The 17,332-nt window shown below is 29.2% G+C and carries 13 protein-coding genes; 9 read left to right on the plus strand and 4 right to left on the minus strand.

What is annotated here, in order from left to right:
- Nucleotides 1-14: 14 nt before the first annotated feature.
- On the minus strand, nucleotides 15-1,163 hold the full coding sequence (locus Ccar_RS01535; RefSeq protein ID WP_007064475.1) for a methyl-accepting chemotaxis protein: 1,149 nt from the start codon (nucleotides 1,161-1,163) through the stop codon (nucleotides 15-17).
- Nucleotides 1,164-1,390: 227 nt separating this feature from the next.
- Nucleotides 1,391-2,251, minus strand: a complete 861-nt coding sequence (locus Ccar_RS01540) for a YitT family protein (RefSeq protein ID WP_007062098.1) — start codon at nucleotides 2,249-2,251, stop codon at nucleotides 1,391-1,393.
- A gap of 552 nt (nucleotides 2,252-2,803) precedes the next feature.
- On the opposite strand from Ccar_RS01540, the gene Ccar_RS01545 reads away from it, so the two are divergent.
- Entirely contained in the window at nucleotides 2,804-7,123 is a 4,320-nt protein-coding gene (locus tag Ccar_RS01545) for a 2-hydroxyacyl-CoA dehydratase (protein WP_007064474.1), read from the plus strand.
- Nucleotides 7,116-7,715, plus strand: a complete 600-nt coding sequence (locus tag Ccar_RS01550) for a TetR/AcrR family transcriptional regulator (protein WP_007062095.1) — start codon at nucleotides 7,116-7,118, stop codon at nucleotides 7,713-7,715. The genes Ccar_RS01545 and Ccar_RS01550 overlap by 8 nt, the downstream gene beginning before the upstream one ends.
- Nucleotides 7,716-7,756: 41 nt before the next feature.
- Here Ccar_RS01550 and Ccar_RS01555 read toward each other — a convergent pair whose 3' ends face one another.
- Nucleotides 7,757-8,815 (minus strand): HD-GYP domain-containing protein, encoded by a 1,059-nt coding sequence (locus tag Ccar_RS01555; RefSeq protein ID WP_007062094.1) that lies wholly within the window; start codon nucleotides 8,813-8,815, stop codon nucleotides 7,757-7,759.
- Between the two features lie 298 nt (nucleotides 8,816-9,113).
- Nucleotides 9,114-9,590, minus strand: coding sequence for a spore coat protein (locus Ccar_RS01560; protein WP_007062093.1), 477 nt, complete (start codon nucleotides 9,588-9,590; stop codon nucleotides 9,114-9,116).
- A 221-nt stretch (nucleotides 9,591-9,811) separates the two neighbouring features.
- On the opposite strand from Ccar_RS01560, the gene Ccar_RS01565 reads away from it, so the two are divergent.
- The 7 genes from Ccar_RS01565 to Ccar_RS01595 all read left to right on the plus strand — a co-directional run bounded on the left by Ccar_RS01565 (nucleotide 9,812) and on the right by Ccar_RS01595 (nucleotide 17,331).
- A complete protein-coding gene (locus Ccar_RS01565; RefSeq protein ID WP_007062092.1) occupies nucleotides 9,812-11,236 on the plus strand; it encodes a sensor histidine kinase in 1,425 nt (474 codons plus the stop codon).
- 148 nt (nucleotides 11,237-11,384) lie between these two features.
- Nucleotides 11,385-12,536, plus strand: a complete 1,152-nt coding sequence (locus Ccar_RS01570) for an MFS transporter (protein ID WP_007062091.1) — start codon at nucleotides 11,385-11,387, stop codon at nucleotides 12,534-12,536.
- 261 nt (nucleotides 12,537-12,797) lie between these two features.
- Entirely contained in the window at nucleotides 12,798-13,463 is a 666-nt protein-coding gene (locus Ccar_RS01575; RefSeq protein WP_007062090.1) for a GntR family transcriptional regulator, read from the plus strand.
- A gap of 318 nt (nucleotides 13,464-13,781) precedes the next feature.
- A complete protein-coding gene (locus tag Ccar_RS01580; RefSeq protein WP_034825713.1) occupies nucleotides 13,782-15,233 on the plus strand; it encodes a 4-hydroxyphenylacetate 3-hydroxylase family protein in 1,452 nt (483 codons plus the stop codon).
- 75 nt (nucleotides 15,234-15,308) lie between these two features.
- Complete coding sequence (locus Ccar_RS01585; protein ID WP_007062088.1) at nucleotides 15,309-15,599, plus strand: NifU family protein; 291 nt, start codon at nucleotides 15,309-15,311, stop codon at nucleotides 15,597-15,599.
- Between the two features lie 5 nt (nucleotides 15,600-15,604).
- Complete coding sequence (locus Ccar_RS01590; protein ID WP_007062087.1) at nucleotides 15,605-15,847, plus strand: acyl carrier protein; 243 nt, start codon at nucleotides 15,605-15,607, stop codon at nucleotides 15,845-15,847.
- Nucleotides 15,844-17,331, plus strand: coding sequence for an AMP-binding protein (locus tag Ccar_RS01595; RefSeq protein ID WP_007064473.1), 1,488 nt, complete (start codon nucleotides 15,844-15,846; stop codon nucleotides 17,329-17,331). The genes Ccar_RS01590 and Ccar_RS01595 overlap by 4 nt, the downstream gene beginning before the upstream one ends.
- Nucleotide 17,332: the final 1 nt, after the last annotated feature.

Here is a 17,332-nt window from a genome sequence, read left to right on the forward strand (position 1 = left end):
ACTAAGTAAAAGTATTAAAGGCTATGTGCAATTTTATTTAATTCTTCACATGTAGAGGTTATTTCTTCTATGCCTGCTGTAATTTCTTCTGTAGCAGCAGCTTGTTCTTGGCTAGCAGATAAAGAATTTTCACTTTTTTTATTTGATTCATCCACTTTTGCTATTATATCTTCCGTTAATTTTGCAATTTTAGGTATTGTAGTCTTTGATTGATCAGACAGCCTCCTAATTTCATTAGCAACAACTCCAAAACCTCTTCCAAATTCTCCAGCTCTTGCTGCTTCTATGGAAGCATTTAGTCCCAACATCTTAGTCTCATCTGCAATTTCTTTTATAAAATGCGATACTTCATTAATTTTTTCTGATAGAGCAGTTATCTCATTGATAGTAGTATTAAGATTTTGCTGGTTAGCATGTATTTGGGATGCAGATGCGGCTAATTCCTGGATAGTAGATGATATTCCTGTAAGATTGTTCTCCAGATTAGAGGACATGTTGCGCAGAGTTACAGCAATTTCCTTTGGTGTAGTAACACTAAAAGCAGCTACAACTTCATTGGTACCTTCATCAAACAATGGATAAGCTGATAGTCTAACTGGAACTCCATATTCTAGAGTATCGACTTCTTCTGCCTGAGGCTTTTTTGATTTTATTGCTTTACTTTCAATGGAATTTTCATTAAGAGAAACGCCTTCTTTTAAAGAAGGTATATCAAATTTTTGGGAGGATTGAGTAAGTACAATTTTATTTAGATCTGTTAATCTAAGCTGAACACCTTCAGAAAACATTTCAGATAACATTGGTGCAAAGTCTGGAAATGCTTTTACCACTGGATGCAATTTTGGAATTGCCATAGAAAAAGCTCCAATAGAATTACCTTGTTCATCTATGATGGGTATGGAAGAAATAGTTAGTCTTGTACCGTAAGCAGAACGAGGAACATTTTGAGACATGGCTCTTTTTTCACGAATGGCAGTCATAGTAGTACTATTATGATCTAGTTTAAGTCCCACATAAAATACATTAAGGTCAAGATTGTCAGAATATTTTACCCATGTCATGGTATCTCCTTCTATAATACCATAAACTACACCTCCAGGTATTAAGTTTGCTTCAAATTCAGTAAATGTTTTTAAAGCATCTAATGATTGTTTAGAAATCATAATGTCAACTCCTTTTAATTTAGAAATTTATTAACTGTAGTAAATTTTTAATATAATTTTGATCCTAATTTAAGTTAAATATAGCTAATTTTGAAAATATGTACTATATATTATCTCGTTTGACATTGTTAATACTTTAACCCCAATTATACATTAAGATTTGAATAAATATACAAAACACCGCAGAATTCTAAATTCTGTGGTGTCTTAATGTAAGTACATAAAATTTACAAACTAGGTTTAAATCCTTTTCCATGAATTTCGGAAGTATCTGAAATAGAAATAAAGGCTTTTTCATCTACAGAAGTAACTAAATTTTTCAATTCAGGTAGTTGAGAAAGTGGCACAATACAATAGAGTATCTTTTTAGTGTCCTTATTATAGGCACCTTCTCCATAAAGATAAGTAACCCCTCTATGAAGTTTTACCATTATGAGTTCGGATAATATTTCTTCTTTTTTTGTAATAATAAAAACAGCCTTTGATTGATTAAAGCCTTTTACCACATTGTCAAGGACAAAAGAAGTTATATACATAGCTATTAAAGTATATAAGGCACTAGGTAGTCCAAATATAAAAGCACTAATACTTACAATAATTAAATTTATACCAAAAGATATTTTGCCTATATTAAGGTTGGAATATTTTTTTCTGATTAACATGGACACTATATCAAAGCCTCCAGTAGACCCTCTGTGCACAAATACTAATCCAAAACCAATTCCATTAACTACACCGCCATACAGGCATAAAAGCAAATTATCATTTATATTTAAAATATTTGATATAGGGTGAGTTAATATTAATGATAAAGAAAATGCTAAAGTTCCTACTAAAGAATATAAAGTGAATTTTTTATCCAGTTTAATTATGCTTAATATGAATAAAGGAAAATTTAATAAAAGTATTACATATCCTGCTTGAATTTTAAATAAATATTGAAATATAAGTGCTAATCCTGTAACTCCTCCACTTAAGAGTCTAGCATGAATTAAAAACATGTTTACACCTATTGATCCTATAAAACTTCCAAGTATGATAAATAAAAAGTCAATTAAATAATTTTTATTTAAGAACTTTATATCCATTCTGAAATCTCCTTTTAATTATTTATTATGTTATTGTTACAATTTAGATTATATATCACAAAAATAAATAATCAATAAGAACTTCTCTATAATTTGAAATATTTAGATTAAATGATATTAATTAGTGATGTGGATTATATTGATAAAAAGTAAATTCAAATAATATATTTAATATATTTTGGAAAAAAACAAAAAAATATAAGTATACATATATTAGGAATAATTTTACTTTAATGGGAACAGGATTGAAAGGAGGGAAATGTATTACTAAATTCAAGAAGAACAAATAATTTATAAATTAAAATAATGTATAAGAGAAGAGAGTAAATTTTAAGCACTATAGTATAAGTTGTGAACTTTTAAAAATGGATGTTTTCAATTTACAGTTAATTATAAAAATAGAAAATGTTTTAATTATATTGAGTATAAAACCATGTATTGACAGTAGGCTTTTTAAGATTTAAAATAGAATAAAATAACATTTTAAATGGCATTTGAAATATCATTTGAATTTTAAATGCTGTTGAATATGGAAAATTTGGAGGAATATTTATGAATAAATTGTTTCATGTAGGTATTGATGTTGGGTCTACTACAGTTAAAGTTGCAGTTTTAAATAACTTCATGGAACTTGTATATGGTAAATATGAAAGGCATTTTTCTGATATAAAGAAAACAGTAAAAGAAATCCTTACTGACGTCTATAAAGAATTTAAGGATAGTGAAATAACAATAACGATAACAGGTTCTGGAGGAATGTCTCTTTCTAATTCCGTGGGTATAACTTTTGTTCAGGAAGTTATAGCAAGTACAAAAGCTATACAAACTTACAATCCACAAACAGATGTGGTAATAGAACTTGGTGGAGAAGATGCCAAGATTACTTATTTGAAAGATGGAATAGACCAAAGAATGAATGGTACTTGTGCTGGAGGAACGGGTTCTTTTATAGATCAGATGGCTTCCTTGCTTAAAACTGATGCTGAAGGATTAAATGAATTAGCAAAGAACTATAAAACAATTTATCCTATAGCAGCAAGATGTGGGGTTTTTGCTAAAACTGATGTTCAACCTCTTTTAAATGAAGGTGCCTTAAAGGAAGATATTGCAGTATCCATACTTCAGGCTGTTGTAATTCAAACTATAAGTGGACTAGCATGTGGAAGGCCAATAAGAGGTAATGTAGCCTTTTTAGGAGGACCTTTATTCTTTCTTTCAGAGCTTAGAAAAAGATTTATAGAAATGCTTAAGTTAAAAGATGAGCAGGTAGTTTTTCCTGAAAATTCACAGCTTTATATTGCCATAGGAGCAGCTTTAGCTTCAATTAATGAAAGAAAAATATCTTTTGATTCTCTTATGAATAGATTTGAAAATTTAAAGAATATTTCTATAGATGAATCTGATAGATTAAGACCTCTCTTCAAGGATAACGAAGAGTATGAAGATTTTAGAAAAAGACATGATGTTCATTCAGTAAAAAGAAAAAATTTATCAGATTTTCAAGGAGACTGTTTCTTAGGAATAGACGCCGGATCAACTACTACAAAAGCATCACTTATTGATAATGAGGGAAATATACTTTACACTCATTATTGCAATAATGAAGGAAGTCCTCTTAGATCTACTGTTAAAATATTAAAAGAACTTTATAGCATTATGCCTAAAGAAGCTAAAATTGTAAATTCTGCAGTAACAGGTTATGGAGAAGCTCTCCTAAAAACTGCCTTGAAGGTTGATATAGGGGAAATTGAAACTATAGCACATTATAAAGCAGCAGCTTTTTTCTGTCCAGGAGTAGATTTTATATTGGATATTGGTGGACAGGATATGAAATGCTTAAAAACAAAAGATGGAGTTATTGAAAGTATACTTTTAAATGAAGCTTGTTCTTCTGGATGTGGTTCATTTCTAGAGACTTTTGCAAATTCACTTGGTATGGGTATAAAGAATTTTGCAAAGGAAGCTATATGTTCACAAAAGCCTGTAGATTTAGGTTCTAGATGTACTGTTTTTATGAATTCTAGAGTTAAACAAGCTCAAAAGGAAGGAGCTTCTGTAGGAGATATTTCTGCAGGTCTATCTTACTCCGTTATCAAAAATGCTTTGTTTAAGGTGATAAAGATAAGAAATCCTAAGGAAATAGGGGAAAAGATAGTTGTACAGGGAGGAACTTTTTACAATGATGCAGTCTTAAGAAGTTTTGAACTTTTATCTGAAAGAGAAGTTATTAGACCAGATATTGCTGGAATAATGGGAGCCTTTGGAGCGGCTTTAATAGCTAAAGAAAAATATAAAGAGAGCTATATAACTAAACTTTTAAATATAGATGAATTGAATGGACTTAGTGTAGAAACAAGTATGGCAAGGTGCGGGTTATGTGCAAATAACTGTTTACTTACCGTAAATAATTTCGGTAATGGAGAAAAATTTGTATCAGGAAATAGATGTGAAAGAGGAGCAGGTAAGGAAAAGAAAAAAAATTTGCTTCCAAATTTATTTAAATACAAATATGATAGACTTTTTCAATATAAGCCTTTAAAAGAAGAAGAAGCTAAAAGAGGAATTTTGGGTATACCAAGGGTCCTTAATATGTATGAGGATTATCCATTTTGGTTTACCCTATTTACTGAACTTGGTTTTAGAGTAGAATTATCCTCTAGATCTTCAAAGAGGATATATGAAAAAGGAATTGAGACCATACCTTCAGAATCGGTATGTTACCCTGGAAAAATGGTTCATGGTCATATAATGAATCTTATAGAAAAAGGTATAAAAACTATTTTTTATCCTTGCATTACTTATGAAAGTAAAGAGCAAAAAGAAGCAGACAACCATTATAATTGTCCTATTGTAATATCATATCCTGAAGTAATTAAAAATAATGTGGATGCCATAAGAGAGCAAAATATAAAATTTATAAAACCTTTCTTGCCTTTGCATAATAAAAAGGTATTGGCGAAAAGATTGCTGGAGGAACTTAAAGAATTTGATTTAAGTGAAAAAGAGGTTAATTATGCAGTAGATAGAGCATGTAAGGAACAGGAAAGCTTCAAAGAAGATATTCGAAAAGCTGGTGAAGATGCTTTAAAATTTATTAAAGAAAAAGATATAAAAGGTGTAGTACTTTCAGGAAGACCTTATCATATAGACCCAGAAATAAATCATGGAATACCAGATTTAATTAATGGACTTGATATGGCAGTGCTTACAGAGGATTCCGTGGCTCATCTTGGACATGTTGAGAGACCTCTTAGAGTAGTAGATCAATGGGTATATCATTCTAGACTTTATGCTGCAGCTAGTTTTGTTGCTAATCAGAAGGATTTAGAACTAGTTCAGTTAAATTCCTTTGGTTGTGGATTAGATTCAGTTACAACAGATCAGGTACAGGAAATATTAAATGGTAACTCAAAGATATATACATCTCTTAAAATTGATGAAGGAAATAATTTAGGAGCTATAAGAATAAGACTTCGTTCACTTAAAGCAGCAGCAGCAGAAAGAGAAAATAGTGGCTTTAAGCTTAAAAAGGTTGAAAACAAATATAAAAGAATAATATTCACTAAAGAGATGAAAAAAAATCATACGATTTTAATTCCAGAAATGTCTCCTGTACATTTTCAATTTTTAGAGGAAGCATTTAGACAATCTGGTTATAATGTAGTAGTACTTCCATCCCAAGATAAAAAAGCTGTGGATGAAGGTTTAAAATATGTAAATAATGATGCTTGTTATCCAGCAATAATTGTAGTAGGACAAATCATAGAAGCATTAAAATCAGGTAAATATGATTTGAATAATACTTCAGTTATAATATCTCAAACTGGAGGCGGATGCAGAGCTACAAATTACATTGGTTTCTTACGTAAAGCATTAAAAGATGCTGGTTTTTCAAATGTTCCAGTAATATCTTTGAATGCTAAAGGCATGGAAAAAAATCCTGGGTTTAAAATTTCCTTGGGGTTACTTAATAGATCTATGATGGCACTTACTTATGGAGATTTACTTTCCAGAGTTTTATATAGGGTTAGACCTTATGAAATTGAAGAAGGTTCAGCTAACGAGCTTTATGAAAAATGGGTGGATGTATGTAAAAAATCCTTGAAAATGGCTTATAAAAGTACCTTTAAACATAATATTATATCTATAGTAAAAGAATTTGATAATTTAAAAATAAATAATAAATTAAAGCCAAAGGTTGGACTGGTAGGAGAAATTCTTGTTAAATTTCACCCAACAGCCAATAACAATGTAATAGATGTATTAGAAAGAGAAGGGGTAGAAGTAGTAGTGCCTGATCTTACAGATTTTCTATTATATTGTGCTAGTGACTCAGAGTACAAATATAAATATTTAGCAGGAAAGAAACTTCCTGAATTATTAGGAAAAGCAGCTATAGCTGTTATTGAATTTTATAGAATGACTTATAAGAAGGCCATAAGAAAAAGTAAAAGATTTACTCCTATTGAATCTATAAAATCTATAGCAAAAGGAGCTTCAAGTATTGTTTCTTTATGTAATCAGACTGGAGAAGGATGGTTTTTGACAGGAGAAATGGTAGAGCTTATACAAAGTGGAGTTAAAAATATTGTTTGTATGCAGCCATTTGCATGTTTACCTAACCATGTAACGGGTAAGGGTATTATGAAAGAATTAAAGAGGGTTTATAAAGGAACAAATATAGTTGCAATAGATTATGATCCTGGTGCTAGTGAAGTAAATCAATTGAATAGAATAAAACTTATGCTTTCCACTGCATTTGAAAATTTAAAAGAACTCGATTCTACAGAAGAACAATATACATCTAAAGAATATTTTAAATATAAATGTGGTTTAAAAGGAGCTATCAATAGGAGTGATATAAATGGATAGCAAATGGGGTTGTAAGCAGTCCACTAGAGAAAGAATATTAGATGCTACGTTAAATATAATAGGCAATGAAGGATTTCAAAATGTTACTATTAAAAAGATAGCAAGTTTGGCGGAAGTTAATATAGCAGCAGTTAATTATCATTTTGGCAGTAAAGACAATGTAATTGATGAGGCTATGAAGGTGTTCTCTAAAAGAATTATGAAATGCTTTGAATTATTAGAAGACAATGATGTTTTACCAGAGGAGAGATTAAAAAATTTTTTACAGAATTATTCAGATACAACTTTAGAATGTCCAGATGTATTTAGAAATATTGTAAATCATGGGGTAGGCAATTGTGATATTGAATCTGATTATATGAAGTTTTTAAAAGATGCTGGATATAAGAAAATTTTAGATACATTAAAGGCTGTGGGAGTAGAAGGAAGTGATGAGGTATTACTTATGAAAGTTTTCCAAGCTCTTGGTGCTTTAGAAATTCCTTTATTGCTTGGTAATTATACTGAAAAAATTTCTGGTATTGATTATAATGAAAAGCCTACTAGAAATGTGTATATAAATTTAATTTTAAAATCATTACTTTCTAAATAATAATAAATTAAAAATAGAGCATTGCAATGCTCTATTTTTAATTATGATACAACTAATTTTTCAACATATAAATCCTTTTCTTTTTTTAAATCGAGAAATTCTCCATCATCAAGCAATAGAGGATTTGTCAAGTCTTCCATTTGAATTTGTATAATTTTACACAAACGTTTATCGTTCAATTGTACAGTTTCACCCATAAAAAAGTTTACTACATGGTTTAAAAACATATTACAATAACTGGAATCAAGTTTTGTAAGGCTTTCTTCCTTAATAACTTTTAGAGCATCAAGGGGACCTGTAATTTTTTTAGAATGTCTATTGGAACTAACTGTATCAAATAAATCTGCAATGGCTATTATTTTTGCAAATTTAGGAATTTTATTTCCTTTAACTTGAAGAGGATAGCCAGATCCGTCTATTTTTTCATGATGCATTATTATTGAGCGGCTTATAGAAGGATTTATACAAGGAATTTGGTTTATAAAATGATAGCTTATAACAGGATGAGTTTTATAAATTTCATATTCTTCAGGAGTTAAAGAACCTTCCTTGTTCAATATATCCTTATCAATTTGAATTTTGCCAAAATCATGTAGTATTGCTGCGTAGGTTAATAAAGCTAAATCCTGTACATCAAGACCTAACCATTTACCTAATATAAAACTAATAGCAGTTACGTTTACAGTATGTCTATAAATTGGGTCGCCTGCGCTGCCGTAGAACAGTATATTCTTTATAACTACACCTGTTGATTTGAATTCTTCTTCAATTTTATCCATGAAATTTTTTATTTCAGATAACTTAGGTACTTTTAAAGAGGATATATCTGTAAAAATATTTTCTAAATTTGATGAAAATTCGCTAAAGGTAGTTTGAAGTTCTTTTACTGTTTTTACTTTGAAAATAAAAGTTTCATCAGAATCTTTATCTAATAGAACCTGTACTTTGTCAATAATATAGGCTTCTTTCAATTTATCTATAATGGGTTGAGTGATGACGAAACCTTTAGCTAATAATACTGTACCTTCAACTTTTATATCCATAGATGAAACCATTCCTGGCTTTAATTCGCTAATTGACAACAATTTTGTTTTCTGCATATTATAATCCACCCCATATTACTAATTTCTATTTAAATAAAATATTATTTAAACTAATAATATTACTAATTAGATTAGTAATATATAACATATATGTATAGTTTATCGTGATATTTTTATATTTCTAAATAGGTTTGACGAAAAAAACAATTTATTCGTGCGTTTTTTTTATTTAAATTTAAATTTGAATTTAAATTGTGAATTTGTTTTGTAAAGAACGTAAAAAAGCTAGTAAAGATTAGTGGAGGGTATCTTTACTAGCTTTTAATGAAGCATTAAATTATTGATAAGAAAATATTTATTGAGGTGTATAATATCCCTTTTTATACATGTAGTCAAATATTTGTTGTCCGTGTTCTTGTTCTTCTTTTTGAATATGATTTAGTACTTGACGAGCATTAGGGTCTTTAAACTCAAAAATTGTTGTATTGTAAGTTGAAGACACATATTTTTCTGTAGTAAGTGCATCTTGACAAAGATCGCAATCTTTTTGATTAAAGGCCATATTTGATTTATTTGTATTCATATTAACATTTTGGGTTTGATTTTGTTGTCCTTGTTGTCCTTGTTGATTTACATTTGGTACTTGACCACTTAACATAGTATTTATACTATTTAAATGTTGTTTTTCATGCTGGCCTAAAGTTGTGAATAATTGTTTTAATTCAGGGTCTTGTGCTTCATTAGAATATGTAGTGTATTTTTTTATACATAACTCTTCATGTGATTTTTCATCCTTTAATAACATAGTTTCTTTTTGTGTTAGAACTGGCATACATTTATCCTCCTCATATGATAAAATTATTATTTGTTTTCAAAATATAGTATTAGTTATATAAAGTAAAATATACTGACAAATTTCAATTATAATCGCTAAGCCTTACCAAATTATAAATTTATAGAAGGAATCCGATTTTTTTTGTAGAAATTATACATAAACATAAAGTTTTGTTATTCTATGATAATTGTTGAGAATATTAGGAGGAAAACAAAGAAATGATTGAAAATATTAACTCTGATATTGATGTAGATTTAATCGAAATAAAAGATGTTATTGATATTGAACTTCTCCAAACCTTTCAAGATAATTATGCTAAAAGCATGGATATTGCAAGTATAATTGTAGATAAAAAAGGAAATCCAGTAACCAGTCCAAGTTTCTATACAAGTTTTTGCAACGATTTTATACATAATACCACTGTAGGAGACAAAAGATGTGCAGAATCACATAGAAAAGGTGGAGAGGAAGCTGCACGTACAGGAAGACCTTACATTTATACTTGTCATGCTGGATTAATTGATTTTGCAGCACCAATTTTAATAGGAAATAAGCAAATTGGAACTATTCTAGGTGGACAGATTTTAATAAAAAAACCTGATGAAGGAGAATATGTACAAACAGCAAAAGAGATAGGTGTAGATGAAGCTGAATTTGTTAAATCAGTAAGAAAAATTAGAATTATCTCTGAAAAGAAGGTAGCTGCAGCTGCGGAAGTGTTATTTATAGTTGCAAATGCACTTTCTCAAATAGGTTACGAGGAACTAAAGCTTAAAAGAAATTCTAAAAGTTTAGAAAATGAAGTAATAAAGAAAAGTTTATTATTAGAAGAGTCTAATGAATACAATAATACAAAAACTCAACTTTTTTCAACTATATCACATGAGCTAAAAACACCAGTTAATATTATATATAGCTCGTTACAATTATTGGAAAGCCTTTATAAGGATAGCTCATTTACATATACTGATGATATGTTTTTAAAATATTCAAAAGTAATGAAACAAAATTGTTTTAGACTAATTAAATTGATTAATAATTTAATAGATATGAATAAAATAGAATTAGGTTTTTTTACTCTCAATTTAAAAAATAAAAATATTGTTAAAGTCATAGAAGATGTTACATTATCAATAGTTGAATATGCAAGATTAAAGGATATTGATATAATTTTTGATACGGAAATTGAAGAAAAAATAACAGCATTTGATGAGGAAAAAATTGAAAGAATTATGTTGAACTTGTTGTCAAATTCAATCAAATTTACTAACCAAGGAGGCAAAATATACGTTAATATATATGATGAAGATGAAAATATATTGATTTCAGTAAAAGATACTGGAGTTGGTATTCCGGAAGATATGTTTGATAAAATTTTTGATACTTTTACTCAAGTAGATGCTTCATTGAGAAGAAATGCGGAAGGCAGCGGTATAGGACTATCACTTGTAAAATCACTTCTAAAGATGCACAATGGAGAAATTGCTGTCAAAAGCAAAGTAGGTGTTGGCAGTGAGTTTATGGTTAAGCTGCCTGTAAAACTTATTGAAAGTAAGTCTAATTTACATGAACAAGAAGCTGGTGATTTAAAGAATATAATGGAAAAAACACAAATTGAAGTTTCTGATATATATTTCATCTAATATTTATTATGTATAAATGTATTTGGATTGAAATTGTAGTTATTGGATTTATTATTATGATAAAACATAATATTATAATCATTTGATACTTCCTCCAGGATGTCTTATGTTGTATAATAAGTTGTAATTTTAAAACAGGAGGATACGAATGAATAAAGATTATAGAAATATGGTAATTGTTTTTATAGGGTACTTTTTTTCTTCATTATTTTCTAATACATTATCACCTTTTATAACCACTATAAAAAATAATTATAATGTATCATCAAATACTATTGCTATATTGCCATCAGTAGTTTATTTTGCATCATTTGGAATGAGTATATTAGGTGCTAGGCTTATGCAAAAAATAGGCCTTAAGAAAGGATTGCGTACAGGGTTTTGTCTTACTATACTTGCAAGTTTAATAATTATAATTTCGAAGTCGTTTTATGTGCTCTTATTTGGATATTTTATATCAGGATTAGCAATAGGGATGATGTCTCTATTTTCTAGTACTATTCTATCAATACTTCCAGTTAAATATCAAAAATTTAGCTTTGCCAATGCATGCTTCGGACTAGGTGGAATTTTGATTTTGCCAATAGATAGACTTATATTAAAGAATGAAATAAAATTTAATTATACATATATTATACATATATTATGCATGTGTTTCCTGCTGATGCTTGTAAGAAAAATGGACATTCAATCATCATCTAACAGTAAGCATCATGTTAAAGTTTCTTTTGATATAATAAAAAATCCATTGGTGATGTTCTTTTCAATTGCAATATTCTTTTATGTAGGAGCGGAAATATCAACAACCAATTGGACAGGCGGATTTCTTGAAAAATGCTATGGGGTTACCAAAGAAGAGGTTCCTAATATTCTTTCTGGTTTCTGGATTTTGTTTACTATAGGAAGAAGTATAGGAGACAAGCTTCTGGAAAAAATAGGCCAATTAAAATTCCTTGCAATTTCCCCAGCAATATCTATTATGGGCATCATTATCATTTTAACTGGAACAAATAAAATTCAAGCTTTAGCAGGTCTTGCAATTATAGGCATATCTATAGCATTAATGTATCCAGCACTTCAAGGATATCTTATACAGCATGTTGGAAAAGAAAATGTATATTCAGCTTCTGCTATTATAATGATTTTTAACTATCTTGGAGCCACATTTTTAACTTATATAATAGGTTTTGCAGGCGGAATAAATATTAAGTATGTTTTTATAATTCAAATAATGTTCTATGTATATATAGCACTAGTTTCTGTGCGATATTTAACTTTTAAAACTAAAAATGTTCGTTAGTAAATGTTTTAAGTATAGAGCAAAAATTTATGGTTTTGTACAAATCGCTTACTCCTCTGAGGAAATGAAGAGGAGTTTTCAATTATTCTTTTGATTTAATTTTTCCAAAATCAAAGACAATGATTACTTCTTTAACTTGACACAAACCCAATTTACCTTAGATTTGATTTATTCCTTAACTTATATTAAAATTAAGCAATGTATCAATTGGCCTTTTTAGTAATATAGTTTATATTTAGCAATTAAAAGGAGTGTAATAACTTGAATAAAGGTAACTTAAGTCAACAAGCATATAAATATATAAAACATATGATATTAAATTTAGAAATAAAGCCTGGAGACCGTATCCCTGAAGAGAGTATTGCAAATCGGTTAGGTAGTAGTCGTACTCCAATTCGTGAAGCGTTACGTAAACTAGAAAATGATGGCTTGATTTTTTTATACCCAAAATGTTTTGCTGAAGTAGCACATTATGATGAAGATACTATACGTCATATTGGAGAACTTCGTTTAGCTCAAGATATTCTTGCTGCACAATTAGCATTATATTATGGTAGTAATGCTGATTTTTCAAATCTACGTCAATTAGCACAAAAATGTGAAAATGAAGCTCGTACTGGAAATATATATAATCGAATTAAATTAGATATGGATTTTCATTTGGGTATTGCACAAATTAGTAGAAATCAGATATTAGTTAAAAGTCAACAACAGCTTTACTTACGTATACATTTAATTCAAGTATCAAAATATACGGATATTCAAAATAGTCTAAAACAGATACAACATCATCAAGAAATTATTGAGGCATTAATTAATGGTGATTCTCAAAAAGTTCGAAAAGTCATTTGTGATCACTTAAAAGATTTTTTTAATATACCTAATTCAATAATTGAACAATATGATTTATCATGTTTAAAAAAATAAAATCCATAAGATTTGTAGAATAAACCAATATAGTATTATTTACAATTAAGAGGACATCTTTTTATGAATAAAGGGTGTCCTCTTAATTGTAAATAAATTTTTATACTGCTCAGGATTTTTCTGAGCTTTTTTAAAGTTTCATTATTCCACTAGGCTGAGAAGTCGAAATTTTATTTTACTTTATAGGTTATACAAAAATATTATTGTATACTATTTGATAAAATTGTATACGCGATATATAATAATCTTAAGAAATAAATAGTTAAGAAAGTAAATTACATAATAAAAAAATATGTATTTATGAAGGGAATGGTAATAATGGCTTTGATGACAGGAGAAGAATATGTAGAAAGCTTGCGTAAACTAAAATTAAATATTTATATGCTAGGAGAAAAGATTGACAATCCAGTAGACAACCCTATACTTCGCCCATCACTTAATTCAGTCAAAATGACTTACGATTTAGCTCAAATGCCAGAATATGAATATCTAATGACTGCCACATCAAAAATAACAGGAAACAAAATAAATAGATTTTTAAATCTTCATCAAAGTACAGAAGATCTAGTAAAAAAAGTTAAAATGCAAAGATTATTAGGACAAAAGACTGCTGCTTGTTTTCAAAGGTGTGTTGGTATGGATGCTTTTAATGCAACTTATAGCACTACTTATGAAATCGATAAATATTATAATACAAAATATCATGAAAATTTTAAAAACTTTGTAAAATATGCAGAAGAAAATGATTTAACAGTTGATGGAGCTATGACAGATCCAAAAGGCGACAGAGGGTTATCTCCAAGCAAACAAGCTGATCCAGATTTATATTTAAGAATTGTAGAAAGAAGACCAGATGGTATTGTTGTAAGAGGAGCAAAGGCTCACCAAACAGGTATATGCAATTCTCATGAAGTATTAGTATTGCCAACAATAGCTATGAGGCCACAAGACAGGGATTATGCAGTAGCTTTTTCTGTTCCAACAGATACAGAAGGTATAACAATGATAATTGGAAGACAGTCCTGTGATACAAGAAAGCTTGAAAAAGATGCTGACTTAGATGTTGGTAACAAGGAATTTGGTGGAGTAGAAGCTTTAGTAGTTTTTGATGATGTATTCGTACCAAATGATAGAATTTTCTTAAATGGTGAAACTGAATTTGCAGGAATGATAGTTGAAAGGTTTGCAGGTTATCATAGACAAAGTTATGGTGGATGCAAAGTTGGAGTAGGTGACGTTTTAATAGGAGCTGCTGCATTAGCTGCGGATTACAATGGTGCTGCGAAAGCATCACATGTAAAAGATAAGCTGATTGAAATGACGCATTTAAATGAAACATTATATGCTTGTGGAATTGCTTGTTCGGCTGAGGGGTATAAAACAGAATCTGGAAATTACCAAATAGATTTGTTGTTAGCTAATGTTTGTAAGCAAAATGTAACAAGATTCCCATATGAAATAACAAGGTTAGCAGAAGATATAGCTGGTGGATTAATGGTCACTATGCCATCAGAAAAAGACTTTAAAAACCCTGAAACTGGAAGTTTACTTGAAAAGTATTTAAAAGGTGTATCAGATGTATCCACAATGGATAGAATGAAAGTTTTAAGATTAATAGAAAATTTATGTTTAGGTACAGCAGCAGTAGGTTACAGAACTGAATCGATGCATGGAGCTGGTTCTCCACAGGCTCAAAGAATAATGATAGCTAGACAGGGAAATTTAGCTCAGAAAAAAGAGTTAGCAAAAGCTATAGCTAGAATAGAGTAATTCTAAAATGTTCTTATAGAAGATTCCTTTAAAAAGGGGTGGTACTTCACCCCTTAAAGAATAGGGGTGAAGATAATGATTGAAGAAAAAATACAAAAGGTAATTGAAGAAAAAGTAAAACCTTATTTAAGAGAACATAATGGAGATATCAAGTTTCTAGAAATAGAAAATGGTATAGTTAAAGTTAAATTACTAGGTCAATGTAGTGGATGTGTTTCAGCTAAATATACTGTAGAAAATATAGTGGAAGCAGCGATGAAGGAAGAAATTCCAGAAGTAGAAAGAGTAGAACTTATAAGCTGTATTAGCGAAGAAACTTTAGATATGGCTAGAAGAATATTAAATAAGAATAAATTTGAGAGGTAACTAATATGAGCAATTTAGATAAATTTAATAAAGTGATTTCGGACGCTCTAAATATAAAAGATACAGCTAATGTAACAGATGAAATGGGGCCTGATGAAATAGAGGATTGGGATTCTTTAGCTCATGTAGAGCTGGTAACTGGTTTAGAAGAGCAGTTCAAAATCAACTTTGATGTTGTTGATATATCTAGAATGTACACTATTGGTGATGTGAAGAAAATATTAAAAAAATATGGTGTTGAAATATGACATTTACAGATTATGTTTTTGAAAAATCATATAATCTTGAAAAAGCAGCAGTAATAAATAAAGAGCAAATAAGTTATAAAGAGATATACGAAAATATAAATTATGTAACAAATATATTAAGAAAAAAAAATTACACAAAAAAGGATAGTGTACTTGTAGTTTCTGAGAATTCTACTTTCTTTATTGAAACTTATTTTGGAATTATGAAAAACGGTAGTATCTGTGTACCTATAAATCCAGCGACTTCTGAGGAAGATATAAAATATATTGTAGAAGTGTTGAAAATAAAATTAATATTTTTACAAGAAAAATATAAGAAGAAAATAGAAAAGTTAGTGAGTAAAGAAGTTGAAGTTTATAGTAAAAGTGATTTAGAGAAATTGGAATGCAGTGGCAACTTAAATTTAGACAACACTATTGATATAAAAGAAGATGTAGCATTAATTATGTTTACTTCTGGATCTACAGCTAAACCTAAAGGTGTAATGCTTACACATTACAATCTAATGTATAATACTAACTCAATAATAGAATATTTAAATCTAACAGAAAAAGACAGAATAGAAAGTGTACTTCCTTTTTATTATTGCTATGGTCTTTCTTTGCTTAATACGCATTTTAGGTGCGGCGGTAGTTTAGTAATAAACAATAGATTCATGTTTCCACAAACAGTAATAGATGATATAAACAATTATAAATGTACAGGCTTTGCAGGAGTGCCAAGCACTTATCAAATATTACTCAGAATGACAGAAATTAAAAAATATAAATTCCCAGCTCTTAGATATATAACACAAGCAGGGGGGGAACTTCCAGAGATATTTATAACTGAATTATCAGATATATTAAAAGATGTAGAAATTTATATTATGTATGGGCAAACGGAAGCTACTGCAAGACTATCATATCTACCACCTTCACAAATTAAAAATAAAATAGGTTCTATTGGTAAAGGTATTCCAGGAACAGAACTTATGGTTCTAGATAAGAATGGGATTTTAGTAAAAGCAGGAGAAATGGGAGAAGTGGTGGCTAAAGGTGGAAACATAATGAAGGGATATTTTAATGATGGGGAAGAAACTGAAAAAGTTCTTAAAAACGGATTGCTTTATACAGGAGACTTAGCTGTAATCGACGAGGAAGGATATATATACATAGTTTCCAGAGAGAAGAATATCATAAAGAGTGCTGGAAACAGGATAAGCCCTAAAGAAATTGAAAACGTAATAGTTCAAATATCAGAAATAGTAGAGTGTGCTGTTATAGGTGTAGAAGATGATATTTTAGGAGAAGCAGTGAAAGCTTTTGTGGTATTGAAAAGCAGTAATTGCACTATAGATTCTAAATTCATAATTAAGTACTGCTCTGATAGATTACCCAGATTTAAAGTTCCTAAATATATAGAGTTTTTAAAGACGCTGCCTAAAAATTCATCTGGAAAAGTATTATTAAAATCGTTAAAGGATGAAGTAAAAATAAAGTGAA

Source organism: Clostridium carboxidivorans P7, assembly GCF_001038625.1.
GTDB classification, from domain to species: domain Bacteria; phylum Bacillota; class Clostridia; order Clostridiales; family Clostridiaceae; genus Clostridium_AM; species Clostridium_AM carboxidivorans.

Bases quoted from the DNA above. Each gene is read 5' to 3' on its own strand.
- Ccar_RS01535 (WP_007064475.1), bottom strand. From the start codon at position 1,163: ATGATTTCTAAACAATCATTAGATGCTTTAAAAACATTTACTGAATTT.
- Ccar_RS01540 (WP_007062098.1), bottom strand. From the start codon at position 2,251: ATGGATATAAAGTTCTTAAATAAAAATTATTTAATTGACTTTTTATTT.
- Ccar_RS01545 (WP_007064474.1), top strand. From the start codon at position 2,804: ATGAATAAATTGTTTCATGTAGGTATTGATGTTGGGTCTACTACAGTT.
- Ccar_RS01550 (WP_007062095.1), top strand. From the start codon at position 7,116: ATGGATAGCAAATGGGGTTGTAAGCAGTCCACTAGAGAAAGAATATTA.
- Ccar_RS01555 (WP_007062094.1), bottom strand. From the start codon at position 8,815: ATGCAGAAAACAAAATTGTTGTCAATTAGCGAATTAAAGCCAGGAATG.
- Ccar_RS01560 (WP_007062093.1), bottom strand. From the start codon at position 9,590: ATGCCAGTTCTAACACAAAAAGAAACTATGTTATTAAAGGATGAAAAA.
- Ccar_RS01565 (WP_007062092.1), top strand. From the start codon at position 9,812: ATGATTGAAAATATTAACTCTGATATTGATGTAGATTTAATCGAAATA.
- Ccar_RS01570 (WP_007062091.1), top strand. From the start codon at position 11,385: ATGAATAAAGATTATAGAAATATGGTAATTGTTTTTATAGGGTACTTT.
- Ccar_RS01580 (WP_034825713.1), top strand. From the start codon at position 13,782: ATGGCTTTGATGACAGGAGAAGAATATGTAGAAAGCTTGCGTAAACTA.
- Ccar_RS01585 (WP_007062088.1), top strand. From the start codon at position 15,309: ATGATTGAAGAAAAAATACAAAAGGTAATTGAAGAAAAAGTAAAACCT.
- Ccar_RS01590 (WP_007062087.1), top strand. From the start codon at position 15,605: ATGAGCAATTTAGATAAATTTAATAAAGTGATTTCGGACGCTCTAAAT.
- Ccar_RS01595 (WP_007064473.1), top strand. From the start codon at position 15,844: ATGACATTTACAGATTATGTTTTTGAAAAATCATATAATCTTGAAAAA.